The sequence below is a fragment of the Halomonas sp. BC1 genome (assembly GCF_002078135.1).
Classification (GTDB): domain Bacteria; phylum Pseudomonadota; class Gammaproteobacteria; order Pseudomonadales; family Halomonadaceae; genus Vreelandella; species Vreelandella stevensii.
Genome location: NZ_LFGS01000002.1, coordinates 53,485 through 69,082 on the forward strand (window position 1 = coordinate 53,485; position 15,598 = coordinate 69,082).

The 15,598-nt window shown below is 62.6% G+C and carries 14 protein-coding genes; 5 read left to right on the forward strand and 9 right to left on the reverse strand.

Annotated elements, in window-relative coordinates:
- Positions 1 to 15: 15 nt before the first annotated feature.
- The 4 genes from coxB (at position 16) to B7L72_RS00420 (ending at position 6,265) form a co-directional block, all read left to right on the forward strand.
- On the forward strand, positions 16 to 1,077 hold the full coding sequence (gene coxB / locus B7L72_RS00405; protein WP_039179480.1) for a cytochrome c oxidase subunit II: 1,062 nt from the start codon (positions 16 to 18) through the stop codon (positions 1,075 to 1,077).
- Entirely contained in the window at positions 1,074 to 3,599 is a 2,526-nt protein-coding gene (ctaD, locus tag B7L72_RS00410; protein ID WP_081191951.1) for a cytochrome c oxidase subunit I, read from the forward strand. Before coxB ends, ctaD begins: the two co-directional genes overlap by 4 nt.
- Before the next feature lie 4 nt (positions 3,600 to 3,603).
- Positions 3,604 to 3,960 carry a hypothetical protein gene (locus tag B7L72_RS00415; protein ID WP_039179486.1) on the forward strand — a complete coding sequence of 119 codons (357 nt, stop codon included), beginning with the start codon at positions 3,604 to 3,606 and terminating at the stop codon, positions 3,958 to 3,960.
- A gap of 79 nt (positions 3,961 to 4,039) precedes the next feature.
- Positions 4,040 to 6,265, forward strand: coding sequence for a heavy metal translocating P-type ATPase (locus B7L72_RS00420; protein WP_254893725.1), 2,226 nt, complete (start codon positions 4,040 to 4,042; stop codon positions 6,263 to 6,265).
- Here the strand turns inward: B7L72_RS00420 and B7L72_RS00425 are convergent.
- Both B7L72_RS00425 and B7L72_RS00430 read right to left on the reverse strand, forming a co-directional pair.
- Positions 6,183 to 6,479, reverse strand: coding sequence for a winged helix-turn-helix domain-containing protein (locus tag B7L72_RS00425; protein WP_081135084.1), 297 nt, complete (start codon positions 6,477 to 6,479; stop codon positions 6,183 to 6,185). The two genes, B7L72_RS00420 and B7L72_RS00425, sit on opposite strands and share 83 nt — an antisense overlap.
- A 38-nt stretch (positions 6,480 to 6,517) precedes the next feature.
- On the reverse strand, positions 6,518 to 7,597 hold the full coding sequence (locus tag B7L72_RS00430) for a PA0069 family radical SAM protein (protein ID WP_081191955.1): 1,080 nt from the start codon (positions 7,595 to 7,597) through the stop codon (positions 6,518 to 6,520).
- A gap of 139 nt (positions 7,598 to 7,736) precedes the next feature.
- Here B7L72_RS00430 and B7L72_RS00435 point away from each other — a divergent pair, with 139 nt between their 5' ends.
- A complete protein-coding gene (locus B7L72_RS00435; protein ID WP_202801276.1) occupies positions 7,737 to 7,901 on the forward strand; it encodes an isochorismatase in 165 nt (54 codons plus the stop codon).
- Here the strand turns inward: B7L72_RS00435 and B7L72_RS00440 are convergent.
- From B7L72_RS00440 to B7L72_RS00470, 7 genes are all read right to left on the reverse strand, one after another.
- The gene (locus B7L72_RS00440) at positions 7,879 to 8,259 is read right to left on the reverse strand and encodes a gamma-glutamylcyclotransferase family protein (RefSeq protein WP_081191959.1); all 381 of its coding nucleotides are present in this window, start codon (positions 8,257 to 8,259) and stop codon (positions 7,879 to 7,881) included. The two genes, B7L72_RS00435 and B7L72_RS00440, sit on opposite strands and share 23 nt — an antisense overlap.
- A 52-nt stretch (positions 8,260 to 8,311) precedes the next feature.
- Complete coding sequence (locus tag B7L72_RS00445) at positions 8,312 to 9,586, reverse strand: type II toxin-antitoxin system HipA family toxin (RefSeq protein WP_081191961.1); 1,275 nt, start codon at positions 9,584 to 9,586, stop codon at positions 8,312 to 8,314.
- Positions 9,583 to 9,840: a helix-turn-helix domain-containing protein gene (locus tag B7L72_RS00450; RefSeq protein WP_081191963.1), complete on the reverse strand. Its 258-nt coding sequence runs from the start codon at positions 9,838 to 9,840 to the stop codon at positions 9,583 to 9,585. Before B7L72_RS00450 ends, B7L72_RS00445 begins: the two co-directional genes overlap by 4 nt.
- Before the next feature lie 234 nt (positions 9,841 to 10,074).
- On the reverse strand, positions 10,075 to 11,733 hold the full coding sequence (gene pgi, locus B7L72_RS00455; protein WP_081135071.1) for a glucose-6-phosphate isomerase: 1,659 nt from the start codon (positions 11,731 to 11,733) through the stop codon (positions 10,075 to 10,077).
- A gap of 227 nt (positions 11,734 to 11,960) precedes the next feature.
- Positions 11,961 to 13,697, reverse strand: a complete 1,737-nt coding sequence (locus B7L72_RS00460) for a PTS fructose-like transporter subunit IIB (RefSeq protein ID WP_081191965.1) — start codon at positions 13,695 to 13,697, stop codon at positions 11,961 to 11,963.
- Complete coding sequence (gene pfkB / locus B7L72_RS00465; protein WP_081191967.1) at positions 13,694 to 14,662, reverse strand: 1-phosphofructokinase; 969 nt, start codon at positions 14,660 to 14,662, stop codon at positions 13,694 to 13,696. The genes B7L72_RS00460 and pfkB overlap by 4 nt, the downstream gene beginning before the upstream one ends.
- Positions 14,662 to 15,598, reverse strand: a 937-nt coding sequence (locus tag B7L72_RS00470; protein ID WP_139788406.1) for a putative PEP-binding protein, incomplete at its 5' end; no start/stop codon positions are given. The genes B7L72_RS00470 and pfkB, both read right to left, overlap by 1 nt.

Genomic DNA, 15,598 nt, shown 5'->3' on the forward strand with positions numbered 1-15,598 from the left:
AAAGGGAAACAGCAGATGAGGGAACGCAACAGCAATATAGCCTCGCCCAACATTCAACGCGTTACGGGTCGGCGGGTCAACCGGATAGCCATTTTGGCGGTTCTCGGACTGGCCCTGTTGACCGCTGGCTGTGCGGGCGATAAGTCCATTCTAGACCCCGCTGGGCAGGCTGCACGAGATGTTGCCCTGATTTGGTGGATCATGTTGACCTTCAGCACCGTGGTGCTGGCGGTCATCACAGCGTTGTGGCTGTTTGCCTTCAAGCCCAGGGACGTCACCCGCACGCCTTCCCAGGAGCGCAAGGTGGCTCGCCACTGGATTCTGGGTGGCGGTATCCTGCTGCCCGTGGCCAGCATCGTGGCGCTGCTCGCCTTTGGCGTGCCCGCCGGTCAGCGCATGCTGGCCATTGGCGAACCCGGCGAGGTGATCGAAGTCATCGGCCACCAGTGGTGGTTCGAAGTGCGCTACCCTAATGCCGAAGGCGGCGAGGTGGTCACGGCCAACCATCTGGTGATGCCGGTCGGCGAGCCGGTGGACTTCCACGTGACCGGCGCCGACGTCATCCATGGTTTCTGGATTCCGCGCCTGGGCGGCAAGGTCGACATGATTCCCGGCCGGGAAAACCGCATTCGCCTGCAGGCAGACATTCCTGCCGTCTTCGGTGCCCAGTGCGCCGAGCTGTGTGGCATCGGGCATGCCCACATGCACCTGTTCGTCGAAGCCCTGCCCCGGGAAGAGTACGACGCCTGGCTGGCCGAGCGCCAGCAGGATGCGCTGGCAGCAGCGGCCACGGCCAATGCCGCCGACGACGAGGCGCGCAGCGCGTTCATGACTCACTGTGCCAGCTGCCATACGGTGGCCGGGGTCAGTGGTGGCACGCTGGGGCCCGACCTTTCCGACGTGGGCAGCCGAGCGACGCTGGGCGCTGGTGTGATGGCCATGGATGATGGCGCCATCAGCCAATGGCTGCAGCATCATCAGACGCTGAAGCCCGGTAACCTGATGCCGTCCCACGATGATATCGACACGGACACCCTGGACAGCCTGGGTGCTTGGTTGGAGACCTTGAACCCATGAGTAGCGTTAGTCAAAAAGCCGTTGAGCAGGACCCGAAGCAGCTCCACGAAGACCTGCACGATATCTGGGGCAACCCCAAGGGGTTGAAGGCACTGACCATCGTCAACCATACGACGCTGGGCCTGCGTTTCATGATCACCGGGATGGTGTTTTTCCTGATCGGTGGCATCCTGGCCATGCTGGTGCGTACCCAGCTGGCCATGCCCGATCAGGATTTCATGTCGCCGGATATCTACAATCAGGTCACGACCATGCACGGCACGGTCATGATGTTCCTGTTCGCCATCCCCATGCTGGAGGGCTTGGCGATCTACATGATCCCCAAGATGATCGGCGCGCGGGATCTGGTGTGCCCCCGGCTGACCTCGCTGGGCTACTGGTGCTACCTGTTTGGCGGCATCATCCTGACCTCCAGCCTGATTCTGGAAATCGCACCTTCCAGCGGCTGGTTCATGTATACCCCGCTCAGCAGCAGCGAGTTCTCCCCTGACCTTGGCCCTGATTTCTGGCTGTTGGGGATTACCTTCGTGGAAATCTCAGCGCTTTCTGCCGGGGTGGAAATCGTCGTCTCCATCTTGCGCACCCGCACCCAGGGCATGGCGTTGCATAAAATGCCGCTGTTTGCCTGGTATATCCTCGCCATGGCGCTGATGATCGTGGTGGGCTTTCCGCCGCTGATTCTGGCCAGTGTCATGCTGGAGCTGGAGCGCGCCGTCGGCATGCCGTTTTTCGAGGTGGCCAGTGGTGGCGATCCGATTCTGTGGCAACATCTGTTCTGGCTGTTCGGGCACCCGGAGGTCTACATCATCTTCCTGCCGGCGGCGGGGATCATTTCGACGCTGATTCCAGTCTTCGCTGGCAGGCCCATCGTCGGCTACGGCTGGGTGGTCTTTGCCATTATCGTCACGGGGTTCATCAGCTTCGGTCTGTGGGTTCACCACATGTTCACCGTGGGCATTCCCCAGCTGGCGCAAGCCTTCTTCTCGGCGGCCAGTATGCTGGTGGCAGTGCCCACGGCCATTCAGGTGTTCGTGTGGCTGGCCACGCTATGGCTGGGCAAGCCCAAAATGAAGCTGCCCATGCTGTGGGTGCTGGGCTTTCTGATCATCTTTGTCTGTGGTGGCTTGACCGGCGTCATGCTGGCGCTGGTGCCGTTCAACTGGCAGGTGCACGATACCCACTTCGTGGTGGCGCACATGCACTACGTGCTGGTGGGGGGCATGTTCTTCCCGCTGATTGCCGGGCTCTACTACTGGCTGCCGCTGTTTTCCGGGCGCATGCCCTCTGAGAACCTGGGCCGCTGGGGTTTCTGGCTGACGTTCCTGGGCTTCAACGGCACCTTCCTGATCATGCACTGGACCGGGCTGCTGGGGATGCCGCGCCGAGTCTATACCTACGATACCGGCATGGGCTGGGATATCTACAACCTGCTTTCGTCGGTCAGCAGCTTCGTCATGTCTGCCGGTATTGCCATGGTGCTGCTGGATATTGCGCTGCACTTTCGCTTTGGCAAACCCGCCAAGCAGAACCCCTGGAACGCCGATACGCTGGAGTGGGCCAACACCATGCCGCCCAGTGCCTACAACTTCGTCAGCCTGCCCAGGATCGAAACCCGTCACCCCCTGTGGGATGACCCCAACCTGCCTGTCACCATGGCAGAAGGGAAGCACTCGCTGGCGGTGGCCACCCACGGGCGGCGTGAGATGTGGGGCACTGATCCCATCTCCGGCAAGGTGCGTGAAATCATCCACCTGCCGGGTAACTCCTGGTGGCCGCTGTTTGCGGCCATGGCGCTGGCGGTGGTGTGTATCAGCCTGCTGGTGCGGGTCTATGCGCTGGCTGGTGTCTTCGTGCTGATTGCCGGGGTGTTCCTGCTGCGCTGGTCCTGGGAGAACGGCGCGCATCCCAAGGCCGCGCCGGATGCCGATGTGTCACCCGGTGCCCCGCCGCTGCACTCTCGCACCATGGATGGCCCGGGTGTGTGGGCCATGGGCACCTTCCTGATTGCCAACGGCTCGTTCTTCCTCTCGTACCTGTTTGGCTGGTTCTATCTATGGACCGTCTCCCCGGAGTGGAGCATGCCCGACACGTCGCCACTGTCGTTGGTGGGGCTGGTGGTAGCGGCTCTGGCCATGACGGCGGGCTACATCGTGATGGTCAAAATGATCCGTGGGCTGCGCCGCCAGCAGGATGCCGGGCTTGCCAGCGGCTTCTATCTGGCCGGTGCGCTGGGGGCCGTGCAGGTCGCCGTGACCACCTGGGTGATGCTGGCCGCCGATTTGGCTCCCACCGAGACCACCCACGATGCCGTGCTGCTGTTGGGCCTGATTTATGCCCTGTTCCACGGCGGGCTGGCGGTCGTGCTGACGGTCATGCAGGCGCTGCGGGTGCGCTACGGCTACGTGGGCGCCCATGCGCCGTTCGAACCTGCCGTGGTGGTACAGCTGTGGCGCTACAACGCCGTGGTGTTCTGGATCCTGGTGGGCTCGCTCGCTGTGTTGCCCCGCGTCATTGGAGGTTGAGGCCATGTCACCTTTACTCGAGCGCTTGAGGTTGACGCATCCCATCCACTTCGTGGTGGGCCTGACCGTGTGGTGCATCTGGTTCATCGCCGTTTATGGAGGCCACGCCGTGGCTTGCGAGGTGGCGGCCCCTGCCACGGAGCGAGGCGTGTTCACGCTGCTCAATGGCTGGATGCTGCTGCTGAGTCTCGTCACGACCGCGCTGCTGGCGGCGCTTACCTGGTGGTGCTGGCAAGCAGGTCAGCACCACCAGGGGCGTGCTCGGTTCAATGCCGTGGTCTCGGCGGGGCTGTATCTGTTCTCGGCGCTTAGCGTGGTGTTCGTGGCGCTGCCGATCATAGGCATTCCGCCTTGCGTGTAACGTGGCCTTGAGCGACGCATCGGCCACGCAGGCGGCCCAACCCGACAGCCTGGAAGCACCGCTGTATACGCTGCACGGCATGTGGTGCACCAGCTGTGCGCTGGCGGTGGAAGGAGCGCTCAAACAGCAGCCGGGCGTGCTCGACGCCAGCGTTCATTACCCGACCGCCACCGTGTGGGTGAAGGGTGAGCCCGATGCCACGACGCTGGACGCACTGGCGCCCAACGTGGCGCGGCTGGGCTATCGGCTGGCACCGCTGGAAGACCTGCAGGACGCCCATGCCCGGCTGGAGCAGGAAAGCCGTTACTTGACCCTGCGCTTGATCGTCGGCTCGGTATTTGGCATGTGGACCATGCTGGCCTCGCTGCTGATCTACGCTGGGGCCATGCCCACGGCCGCGCTGGAGAGCGTACTGGCCTGGGTGTCGGGTGCCTTTGCGATTCCTGTGGTGAGCTATGCCGGGCTGCCTTTCTACCGGGCGGGCTGGCGCACACTGCGGGCAAGGCGGCCCGGCATGGACGTGCTGGTGAGCCTGGGCGTGCTGGGCGCCGTAGTGGTATCGCTGGGCCTTCTGTGGCGTGGCTCGGTAGAGGTCTATTTCGATACGGCGGTGATGCTGATCGTTCTGCTATTGGTGGGGCGGCTGGTCGAAACGCTGTGTCGTCAGCGGGGCTTGAAAGCCTTCGATGCGCTGGCGCTGCCCGATACGTCGGTGCAGGTGCTGCATCAAGGGCAGGTTCAGGAAACCGCCATCGAGGAGGTCACGCTGGGCCAACGCATTGCCGTTGCCCCAGGCGACGTGGTGCCGCTGGATGGCAGCCTGGAGACCGACGGCTGGCTGGACACCGCCACGCTTTCCGGTGAAAGCCAGCCGCGCTTCGTGGGTGCCGGGCAGCCAGTGTATGCAGGCTGTCGTTTTATGGGCCGCGGTGGGCAGGGCGGCTCGCTGGAACTGACCGTGACCGCCACGGCGGGCCAGCGGCGAATGGACAAACTGTGTGACCAGATGCGTCGCTTTCAAACGCAAAAAGGCGAGCTGCACACCCTGGCCGAACGGTTTGCCGCCTGGCTGAGCCCCGCCGCGCTGGTGTTGGCGGCAGTGACTCTGCCCATTGCCTGGCTGATGGGCGTGGGGTGGGACGAGGCGAGCGTGCGCGCGCTCTCGGTGCTGGTGGTGGCCTGCCCCTGCGCCGTGGGTCTGGCTGTGCCGCTGGCAAGCCTAGCGGGCAGCAGCCAGGCCACCCAGCAGGGTATTGCGCTGCGCGACCCTGCCGCGCTGGAAGTGTTGGCCAAGGTGCGCTCGGTGGCGTTCGACAAGACCGGCACCTTGACCCAGGGGCAGCATCGCGTACTGCACGCGATGCTGCGCGAAGGGGCTGACGAGGCAGAGTTCCGCCAACAGTTGGCCGTGGCAGTCAGACAGAGTGAGCACCCGCTGGCGAACGGACTGCGCCACTGGGCAGGCGGCACCTCGCAGGCGCAGGTGGAGGTTCATGAAACGCCGGGGGCCGGGCAAACCATCACCTTCGCCGATGGCCACACCTGGTGGTTGGGCAGTACCGCGTGGCTGGCCCAACAGGGCAAGGAGATCCCCGCCGATGCAAAGCACCCGGCATATGGCTTTGCATCCGAGGTGCTGGTGGCGGATGAGCAAGGATGGCTGGCCACCCTGTACCTGGCCGACCAGCCCGTGCCGGATGCCCAGATCACGCTTGCCCAGTTACAGGATGCCGGTTACGTGTTGGCGCTGATCAGCGGAGATCGCCAGGGCCCGGTGCAGTGGCTGGGCCAGCGCGTTGGGCTACCGCGGGAAGCGTGCTATGCCCAGCGCTCCCCGGAGGCCAAGGCACGCCTGCTGGAGGCGCTGCCATCGCCCACGCTGTACGTGGGAGATGGGGTCAACGACACGCTGAGCCTGGCAGCGGCGGCGGTGGGCGTGGCCCCGTTGCACGCCAGCGACGCTGCTCGGGAAGGGGCCGCTGCTCAACTGCTGTCTCCCGGTATTGCGGGTGTCGCCAGGCTGTTGAGGGTTGCCCAGCGAACGCGTCGCATCATGGTCCAAAACCTGCTGTTATCGGCGCTCTATAACACTCTGGCGCTGGGGTTGGTGGTCACCATGGCCATTCCCCCGCTGGTCGCCGTGCTGGCCATGGCCGCCAGCTCCCTCAGCGTCACACTCAACGCCGCGAGGCTGACCTGGGCCGAGCCCGATGCGCCTTGGCCTACTCACGGTAGCCCAACGCCTCACCCAGCCGCTGAGCATGTTGCGCCACCCAGCGCGGATCGATCGCGCCCCACTGCTTGATGACGTAGTGGCCGATGTTATGGCGCTCGCCGTCGCCTTTTTCGAACACGCACTCGATGTCCAGTTCGCTCAGCGAGGCGATGGTATCCTGAGCCGTGCGCCTGGGCATGCCGGTGGCTTCCATCAGCGCAGGTACGCTGGAAATACCTTGTTCGATCAAGTGGGCCACGTATAGGCGGCGGTAAAAGCTGGATTTTGTTTTACTGAGCGACATAGCGAGGGCGTCTTCCTGGTGATGTGTACTCCAGCAGTCTAATCAAATAAGTCCCCCTGCGCCTGCGGTGGCCGAAAGTCGCGGGTGTTCAAGCCCTGCTCGGTACGCGATTGCATGTTCCATTGACGGCTGGCGCGCTGGAAACGCTGGGCAATCAGGTCGGCAAAAACCCCTTCCCCACGAAAGCGCTTACCAAACCGTGCATCGTAGTTCTGGCCGCCTCGACATTGGCGCATCAAGCTTATGACCTTGGCGGCGCGCTCCGGGTAATGGGCGTTCAGCCAGGCTTCGAACAGGGGCGCGACTTCATGGGGCAGTCGCAGTAGCATCCAGGTCGCGGTACGCGCGCCCGCTCGGCTGGCCGCTTCGAGGATGCGCTCGATTTCATGGTCGGTGAGGCCCGGGATGATCGGTGACACCAGCGTGCCTACCGGTATGCCTGCCGTGTTCAGCTCGCGAATGGCTCTCAAGCGTGCCAGGGGCGATGCTGCCCGAGGCTCCAGCGTACGCTTGAGGTTGGCGTCCAGGCTGGTCAGGCTGACGAACACCCGCACCAAGCGGTGCTCCGCCATTTCCGCCAGCAGGTCCAGGTCGCGAAGGACCAGCGTGCTCTTGGTCACCAGGGTGACCGGGTGGCGACAGGCCAGCAGCAGCTCCAGCAGGCGCCGGGTCGTCTGGTATGTGGCTTCCAGCGGCTGGTAGCAGTCGGTGTTGCCAGACAGGTTGATAGGGCGGCAGACATACTGCGGATGGCAAAGCTCCTGTTTCAGATGCTCGACCAGGCCGCTGCGGGCGATCAGTCGGGTTTCAAAATCGAGCCCCGGCGACAGGTCCCAATAGGCGTGGGAAGGGCGGGCATAGCAATACACGCAGCCATGTTCGCAGCCACGGTAAGGGTTCAGGGAGCGGTCAAAGGGCAGATCGGGTGAGCGGTTCCAGGAGAGCGCGCTTTTGCTGGGCTCTTCGCGCACTTCGGTAGCCAGCGATGGGCGAGCTTCCTCTTGCCACCAGCCATCGTCCTCCATGACGCTGCGGGTCGGTGAAAAACGGTTATGGGGGTCGTAAGTGGCACCGCGACCTTTATGCACGGCGTATCGGGGAAGGTTATGAGCCGTCATCGGGAGCCTCGCGCTGAGCTACCAAAAATATGTTTATCCATACAGTATAGGGTGTTTGTCGTGCTCTGCAAGCAAGGGACATCGGTGCGCCATCAACTGTTTGTGCACCGCAGGCAATCTCGGTTTCGATACCTGGGTCGTGAGCGACGCGACGTTTACGTTTGCCAAGTGCGATTACGCGGGCACGGAGCGTACCGCCGATGAGGTGCACGCCATGTCGCTGGCCAATCTGGCGGGGGAGTATGCGCAGATCGTGGATACGGAAGGAGCGCTGGCGCGGTTTACCACTCGCCGCGGCGAATGAGCGATGCTTCCTCGACGGCGGGGTTGTAGAGGTAGCACCAGGCATCGCCATGAGAGGTCGCCAGCACCGCCCGGTCGTAGGTCCCTTTTTGGGGGGAGTGGTGCAGGTAATCTTCCAGCGCATCGAGCTGGGCTAGCCGCTCGGCATCGATGGCATATACTTCCACCACAACGCCTGTGGAGGGCATGAGCTTGGCGCCGGGGTAGGGTCCCAGGTCGTAAAGCGTAATCGCCGTCAAGCAGTCCTGGCCCAGCATGTCTGCGCCGCCCAGCCAATGATGATTGCGATGACCGTGCTTTAACGTGCCGTATACCGCCACGCGTGGGCAGCGTTGGATTGCCTGGTAAAGGTAGTTCATGAGGATGCTCGTTTTTCGTTACCTGGGAGCTGGTTTTAGCAAGAGAATGAAGTCACCAATGCGCTGCTTTCTTGCACTGTTTTACGATGTGGTGGCGCTGTTGTTGTAAACGTGGCCAAGCGCCCTCGGATAGCCCTGCCTCTATTAAAGCTTGCTGCATTACTGTGGAGTCAACAAATCGAAGCAGTAGCGCTTTAAGTCGCTCAATCTCTCGTTTGATGAATGGATAGCTAATTTGGCTCTGCGTCGCCAGCTGCTTCCAGTCACGAGATAAAAGCTGCATGGTGTTGTTTTGGTTGCCAATGGAGAATGCCAGGCTAGGGTCATATCCTAAAACAATGGTGCCCACCAAGTCGTAAGCGGGAGCAATACGCCATTTGCCTTTTGCATCTTGTAGTAATGACACATTTTTTGCGTGGCCATCACTGTTGCCTACCAATACGTTAAAAATTTGCCAGCGGAGCAACTGTTGCAATGCTGGGGCAGGTGGCCTGCATACCTCACGTAACAGATGAAAGCAGTCGGCCAGCGTCGGTCCGCCGTGTTCCTGGTATTTCTGCGTACGCGGTCTGCCCATTGCCTGGCATAAATCTTCCTGATGCACGCGTTGCAGAGAGCCGTTGACCCATGCTCTATCGTAACGCTCAACCACTAATAGTGGGCACTTCCCTGCATAACGTATTGAAGTGCGGGGGCACTCGATACCGACCAGCTTGGCCAGCGTGTTGAGGTAAAGCTCATTGAAAATAACATGGTCGCGTCCATCTACCGCAAACTTGATGATATGCGAAGAGGCAGCAGTGCCTTGGGGCAAATAAAAAGCTTCCTCACGCCAGATCACAGGAATCTTGTCTTGTGCACCGGCCAGTGAAAGACGTGGCCTGGGCGCTGGTTGTGACGCTGCAAATAGCGCATAACGTTGTTGAAAGGCCGCCCACTCGTTAAGTCTTTCTTGCGGCAGTGGCGTACCGTCGTCATTGCTGGACGCAGGTTCTGGTAGTTGATGAGGCGGCAGAATCGACAGTGCCCCGGCGCAATCTCCACCAAGCGCGGTCAGCAGCGAGAAGTCGTCATCAGGAATGCCCAGTTGGCGGATAATCGCCGCACGTGCTTGCTCTTCTGGCAGTAGGTTGCCGAACCAGTGATGGGCAGTCAGTGCTTCGGGCGGCCATGTCCGTTGGTGTAAAGGAAGGCTGTTGGAAATGGCCTGCCCGCTAGCTTGCCACTCTGCGTCATACTCAAAGCCCATGAGACGGCTATCTGCGCCGCGCCAGAGTGTGCCCACCCGTTGGAAGTTCTGCCACACAATGAGCGTTTCAGTGGTCATGAATCGCTATCCATTGGCTGTGCCAAAAGCTCGATACCGAGTGTTTCCAGGACGCGCAATACTCTGCCCATGCCGCATGTGTCGCGGCCGTTTTCGAGTTCACTTAAAAAGCGAATACTGATGCCGCACAGCCCCGCTAGGGTTTCCAGGGTCAGATGCTGGCGTTTACGAGCCTGACGGATGATCAGGCCAAGACTGCTGGCGGATTCAATCGAATAAAGCGCCGCGTTGGTTGGGGCTGGCAGGGTAGGCATATATATTACGCTCCCGTTTCCCTATAAGGAAAATTACCGGACTGGAATACGTATAGTAGCCGAACTTTCCCGATGGGGAAAATAAGAGGCAGTGTCAGTGGAAAGCGGTAATTTTATCCCTATGGGGAAAGCGTGGCCGGTGGGCTGTAACGATTCGCTACCTGGCACTGCGTAAGTCTGGGCATAAAAAATGGCCCCACCGTAGTGGAGGCCATCAGTCAGTGCCGCTTGAGCCTAACGCTTCTTGCGAGCGGGCTTTTTGTCTCCGGCTTCGGGGTCTGTGCGGTGTGCGGTGCCCGGGAAGTGGGCGCGGACGAGTTCCAGCAGGCCCTGGGTGGAGGCGTCGAAGTCGGCGGCGTTGGCGTCGATGCGCTCGCTGATCTCACCGGCAATGCGTTTGCCGAGCTGCACGCCCCACTGGTCGAAGGAGTTGATATTCCAGATCACGCCCTGAACGAACACCTTGTGCTCATACAGCGCAATCAGCGCGCCGAGGTTCTTCGGCGTCAGCTCGTCCAGCAGCAGCGTGCTGGAAGGGCGGTTGCCGGGGCAGCTGTAGGGGTCCAGTTGGCTCAGTTCTTTGCTGTCGCCCTGGCTGCCTTCCATAAAGGCGTTGGCCTGGGCCAGCATGTTGGTGAGCAGGGCAAAGTGGTGGTCTTCCACGCCCGGCTCCGGCTTGAGCGAAGCGATGAAGTCGATGGGTACGTAGCGGGTGCCCTGGTGCAGCAGTTGGAAGAACGCGTGCTGGCCGTTGGAGCCGGTTTGCCCCCACACGATGGGGCCGGTTTTGTAATTCACCGGGTGGCCGAAAATATCCACCGACTTGCCGTTGGACTCCATGTCCAGCTGCTGCAGGAAAGAGGGCAGCTGGTTCAGCGCCTGGTCGTAGGGCACGATGGCCTGGGTTTCGGCGCCAATGAAGTTGATATACCAAATGCCGATCAGCGCCATCAATACGGGCATGTTCTGGGCGAACGGCGCTTCGATGAAGTGGCGGTCCATCTCGTGGGCGCCTTCCAGCAGCTCGATAAAGCCTTCGAAGCCAATCGAGAGCGCAATGGGCAGGCCAATGGAAGACCACATGGAGTAGCGGCCGCCCACCCAGGCCCAGAACTCGAACACGTTCTCTTCACGAATGCCGAACTCCATGGCCGCTTTGCGGTTGGTAGAGGCGGCAATGAAGTGCGCCCCCACGTCGGCGTCTTCCCCGGCGTTCTCCAGGAACCAGCGCCGCGCAGTCTTGGCGTTGAGCAGGGTCTCCTGAGTGGAGAAGGTCTTGGTAGAGACGATGAACAGCGTGGTGGCGGGGTCGAGCCGTGAGAGCACTTTCTGAATGTGAGTGCCGTCCACGTTGGACACGAAGTGGAAGTGCAGCTCCGGATGCCGGTATTTCAGCAGCGCCCGCACCGCCATGTTGGGGCCCAGGTCCGAGCCGCCAATGCCGATATTGACCACGTCCTTGATGCGCTGGCCGTTGTAGCCTTTCCACTCGCCGTTACGCACCGCCTCGGAGAACACCTTGATCTGCTCGCGGGTGCGAGTGATTTCGGGCATCACGTCTTCGCCGTCCACGTAGACCGGCTCGTCGCCCAAATGGCGTAGCGCGGTGTGCAGTACCGGGCGGTTTTCGGTGACGTTGATGATGTCGCCGGAGAACATCTGAGCGCGGCGCTGTACCAGGGCCGAGTGGTCGGCCAGTTCGATCAGCTTGGCCAGTACCGCATCAGACACCTGGTGCTTGGAGTAGTCCAGAAAAAGGCCTCCGACACGCAGGCTCATTTTTTCGAAGCGCTTAGGGTCGTGGGAAAAATAGTCGCGAATGCGATCGTTGGCGGTTTGATCGCGCAGGCGCTCCAGGGCCTGCCAGGTAACGCTGCGGGTGAGTTGAAACATAACGGGCGGTCCTATTTGTTTTTACATCGTTGTTCCGAATCAGAGGGTGTGCCTCCAATCGTGACTCTTGTTTGTGTAAAAATACTACATATTGAGCGCCATGGAAGCGCTGTACGGCTTGAATAGCTTGAAAAAGAGTAATAAAACGAGGGTTTGGGCCAGCTGAAGGACTTGGCTACAAAAAGGGCGGGCCTGGGCCCGCCCCTGGTAAGGCCAGTGTGCAACCGTTAGCTGGCCACCGCTACCTGTGCAGCACCGCGCTTGATGAACGCATAGCCCAGGCCAGTAATCAAGGAGCCCGCAATGATCGCCCCCAGGTAGAGGAACGCCGGGGTGATGGCGTTGGGGATCAGGAGCACGAAGATACCGCCGTGCGGCGCCATCAGTTGAGCGCCGATCAGCATGGAGAGCGCGCCGGTCACCGCGCCCCCCGCGATACAGGCCGGAATCACCCGCAGCGGGTCTTTCGCGGCAAAGGGAATCGCGCCTTCGCTGATGAAGCACAGGCCCAGCACGAACGATGCCTTGCCCGCTTCCCGCTCAGGGGCAGAGAACTTGTTGCGCGCCACAAAGCTGGCGATGCCCATGCCAATGGCAGGCACCATGCCCGCTGCCATGATGGCCGCCATGGGCGCGTAGGTTTGCGATGCCAGCAGGCCCACGCCGAAGGTGTAGGCGGCTTTGTTGACGGGCCCACCCAGGTCGAAGCACATCATGGCGCCCAGCAGAATCCCCAGCAGCACGGCGTTGGTAGAGCCCATGGAGGAGAGGAAGCCGGTCAGGGCGGCCATGATGGCGGCCACGGGTTCGCCGATCACGTAGATCATGGTCAGGCCGGTGACCAGGCTGGCCACGAATGGGATGATCAGGATCGGCTTGAGGGATTCCACGCTGGCAGGCAGCTTGACGTACCGCGTCACGGCCAGCGCCACATAGCCTGCCAGGAAGCCGGCCAGAATGCCGCCGATGAAACCGGCATCGATATTGGCGGCCAGCATGCCGCCGATCATGCCGGGGGCGATGCCGGGGCGGTCGGCAATCGAGTAGGCAATGTAGCCTGCCAGCACGGGAATCATCAGTGCAAAGGCGGTGCCGCCACCGATCTGCATCAATGCTGCCGCCAGGGTGCCTTCTTCCTGAAACGCTTCGATACCAAACACGAACGACAGGGCAATCAACAGGCCGCCCGCGACGACCATGGGCAGCATGAAGGAAACGCCGGTCAGCAGGTGCTTGTAGACGCCTTTTTCCTTGATCCCCTTTTTGGCCGAGGCGCCGCCAGCAGCGCTGGTGCTATCTTCCACCGCCGCGTCAGTCAGCGCGGCTTCCAGCGTCGGGCGGGGCTTTTTCAGCGCGTTGCTGGTGGAGGTGCGATAAATGCGCTTGCCCGCAAAGCGAGAAGGGTCCACTTCGATGTCGCAGGCCAGCACGACCACGTCGGCGGCGGCGATCTCTTCATCGGTGAGCTGGTTTTGTGCACCCACCGAGCCCTGGGTTTCCACGCGAATCTGGTGGCCCATGGCCTTGCCCGCTTCGGCCAGCGCTTCGGCGGCCATGAAGGTGTGGGCAACGCCGGTGGGGCAGGCGGTGACGGCAACGATGCGTTGGCCGCCTGGGCTGCCGGCGGGGGCCGCTGCGGTGGTGGCCGGGGAGCTATACAGAGGGGCGTCGCGTTTTGCCTGGGTCAAAAACGCCGTAGGGTCGGGAAGGGCGCTGGCAATCGGCGCCTTGAACAGCCGCTTACCTTCGAAACGCTCCGGGGCCGGGACCTGGTCGGCGGCGACCACGATCAGGTCGGCGTTGGCGATCTGTTCGGCGGTGGCCGCCTGCAGAGGGGCAATTTCACCATGCATTTCCACATGGACGTGCCAGCCCAGCCGGGTGGCGGCTTGTTCCAGGCGCTTGGCGGCCAGGAAGGTGGTCGCCATGCCGCTGGGGCAGGCGGTAATCAGGATCAGGTTCATCGCGTGGCTCCCTCGGTGTGGGTGTCGTCAAGACGCCGTACCCGGGTCTGTTGTTGGAGTGAGTCGAAATCGTCGGCGTGGGGGTTGCCCACGCCAACATGGCGAACGGCTTCGGCAGACAGCGCCGTGGCGAAGCGCAGCGTGGCGTCGGGGGCGTGCTGGCTCAGCAGCCCATGCAGCATGCCCGCCACGAAGGTATCGCCCGCGCACACGGTGTTGACTGCGTGAACGCTGGGCGGCGTCGAGTGCCAAGTGCCGTACTGGCTGGCCCACAAGACGCCTTCGGCACCGGCGGAAATCAGCGCGTGTTCGATACCGCCGGCATGCAGCCGCTGGGCAGCAGCGTGGCGCTGGGCATCGGAATCGAGGGCGTGCCCCGCCCACTCGGCCAGCTCGGTTTCATTGGGCTTCACCGCCGCAGGCTGGGCGGCGATGGCCGTCAGCAGTGCCGGACCGCTGGTATCCACCCACAGCGGCACGCCAAAGCCTTTCAGGAAATCGAGTAGCTCACCGAAGATGGCCGAGTCGATGCCCGGCGGCAGGCTGCCTGCCACGACGATGGCCTGCGGGGCGGTGCCCTCGAACAGGCCGTTGAGCACTTGGCGGAGGGCGTTGAGGTGAGCTGCGTCAATGGGCATGCCGGGGCCGTTGATATCGGTCACCCGGCCGCTCTGCTCGGCAAGCTTGGCATTGATACGGGTGTTGCCCGGCACCCGTACGAAGGCGTCTTGAACGCCGTAATGCGGAAAGGCCAGGCGAAAGGGGGCATCGTTGTCCTGGCCCAGAAAGCCGCTGACGACCACCTCATGGCCAAGGCTGGCCAGCACCCTGGCGACGTTGACCCCCTTGCCCGCCGCCTCCAGCTGGGCGTGAGTGGGGCGATTGACCTGCCCCAGCGTCAGCGTCTCCAGGTCGAAGGCGAGGTCCAGGGCCGGGTTCAGCGTGATGCAGACCACTCGTGCCATCAGCGAGCCTCCAGCGCATCGCGCACGTCATCGCTGGTTGCCTTGCTCAGGGCCAGCTGCGCCGTGGCCTGCGCTTCTGCCAGGTCGAACTCCCGCAGGCGGGCCTTGACCAGCGGGATCTGCCGCGCGCTGACCGACAGCTCGTCGACGCCGAGGCCCACCAGCACCGGAACCGCCATGGCATCCGATGCCAGCTCGCCACAGACGCCGACCCACTTGCCGTGGGCGTGGGCTGCGTCGACGGTCATCTGGATCAGCCGCAGTACGGCCGGGTGCAGGCCGTTGGCCTGGGCAGACAGCTCCGGGTGGCCGCGGTCGATGGCCAGGGTGTACTGGGTCAAGTCGTTGGTGCCCACCGAGAAAAAGTCCACTTCGGCGGCCAGCGTCGGTGCCAGCAGCGCGCTGGAGGGCACCTCGATCATCACGCCAAGCTGCACGTCGGTGGCGCGCTGCTGCTCAGGGATCTCCTTGAGCAGTCGGTCGTAGATGGCTTTGGCGGCGCGGAATTCGGCCACGTCCTTGACCATCGGCAGCATGATGCGCAGCGGTTTGCCTACGGCGGCCATCAGCAGGGCGCGAAGCTGCGTTTCCAGCACGTCCGGCTGGGTCAGCGCCAGGCGAATGCCGCGCAGGCCGAGGAAGGGGTTGTCTTCCTGGGGGACTGGCCAGTAGGGCAGGGGCTTGTCGCCGCCCACGTCCAACGTTCGGGCGACCAGCGGTCGGCCAGCGAGTGCATCGGTGGCTTCACGGTACTCGGCGATCTGCGTCGCCAAATCCGGAGCGCTGGCGTAAGCCATGAACAGAAACTCGGTGCGCAGCAGACCAACGCCCTCGGCGCCACGCTCGACGGCATCGGCGGCGTGGGCCGTATTGCCCAGGTTGGCAGCGACCTCAACCCGGTGGCCGTCGCGGGTCTGGGCCTGCTCGAAGCGTAGC

Excerpts from the sequence above, each read along its gene's own strand:
- coxB (WP_039179480.1), top strand. The coding sequence starts at position 16 with ATGAGGGAACGCAACAGCAATATAGCCTCGCCCAACATTCAACGCGTT.
- ctaD (WP_081191951.1), top strand. The coding sequence starts at position 1,074 with ATGAGTAGCGTTAGTCAAAAAGCCGTTGAGCAGGACCCGAAGCAGCTC.
- B7L72_RS00415 (WP_039179486.1), top strand. The coding sequence starts at position 3,604 with ATGTCACCTTTACTCGAGCGCTTGAGGTTGACGCATCCCATCCACTTC.
- B7L72_RS00420 (WP_254893725.1), top strand. The coding sequence starts at position 4,040 with ATGTGGTGCACCAGCTGTGCGCTGGCGGTGGAAGGAGCGCTCAAACAG.
- B7L72_RS00425 (WP_081135084.1), bottom strand. The coding sequence starts at position 6,479 with ATGTCGCTCAGTAAAACAAAATCCAGCTTTTACCGCCGCCTATACGTG.
- B7L72_RS00430 (WP_081191955.1), bottom strand. The coding sequence starts at position 7,597 with ATGACGGCTCATAACCTTCCCCGATACGCCGTGCATAAAGGTCGCGGT.
- B7L72_RS00440 (WP_081191959.1), bottom strand. The coding sequence starts at position 8,259 with ATGAACTACCTTTACCAGGCAATCCAACGCTGCCCACGCGTGGCGGTA.
- B7L72_RS00445 (WP_081191961.1), bottom strand. The coding sequence starts at position 9,586 with ATGACCACTGAAACGCTCATTGTGTGGCAGAACTTCCAACGGGTGGGC.
- B7L72_RS00450 (WP_081191963.1), bottom strand. The coding sequence starts at position 9,840 with ATGCCTACCCTGCCAGCCCCAACCAACGCGGCGCTTTATTCGATTGAA.
- pgi (WP_081135071.1), bottom strand. The coding sequence starts at position 11,733 with ATGTTTCAACTCACCCGCAGCGTTACCTGGCAGGCCCTGGAGCGCCTG.
- B7L72_RS00460 (WP_081191965.1), bottom strand. The coding sequence starts at position 13,697 with ATGAACCTGATCCTGATTACCGCCTGCCCCAGCGGCATGGCGACCACC.
- pfkB (WP_081191967.1), bottom strand. The coding sequence starts at position 14,662 with ATGGCACGAGTGGTCTGCATCACGCTGAACCCGGCCCTGGACCTCGCC.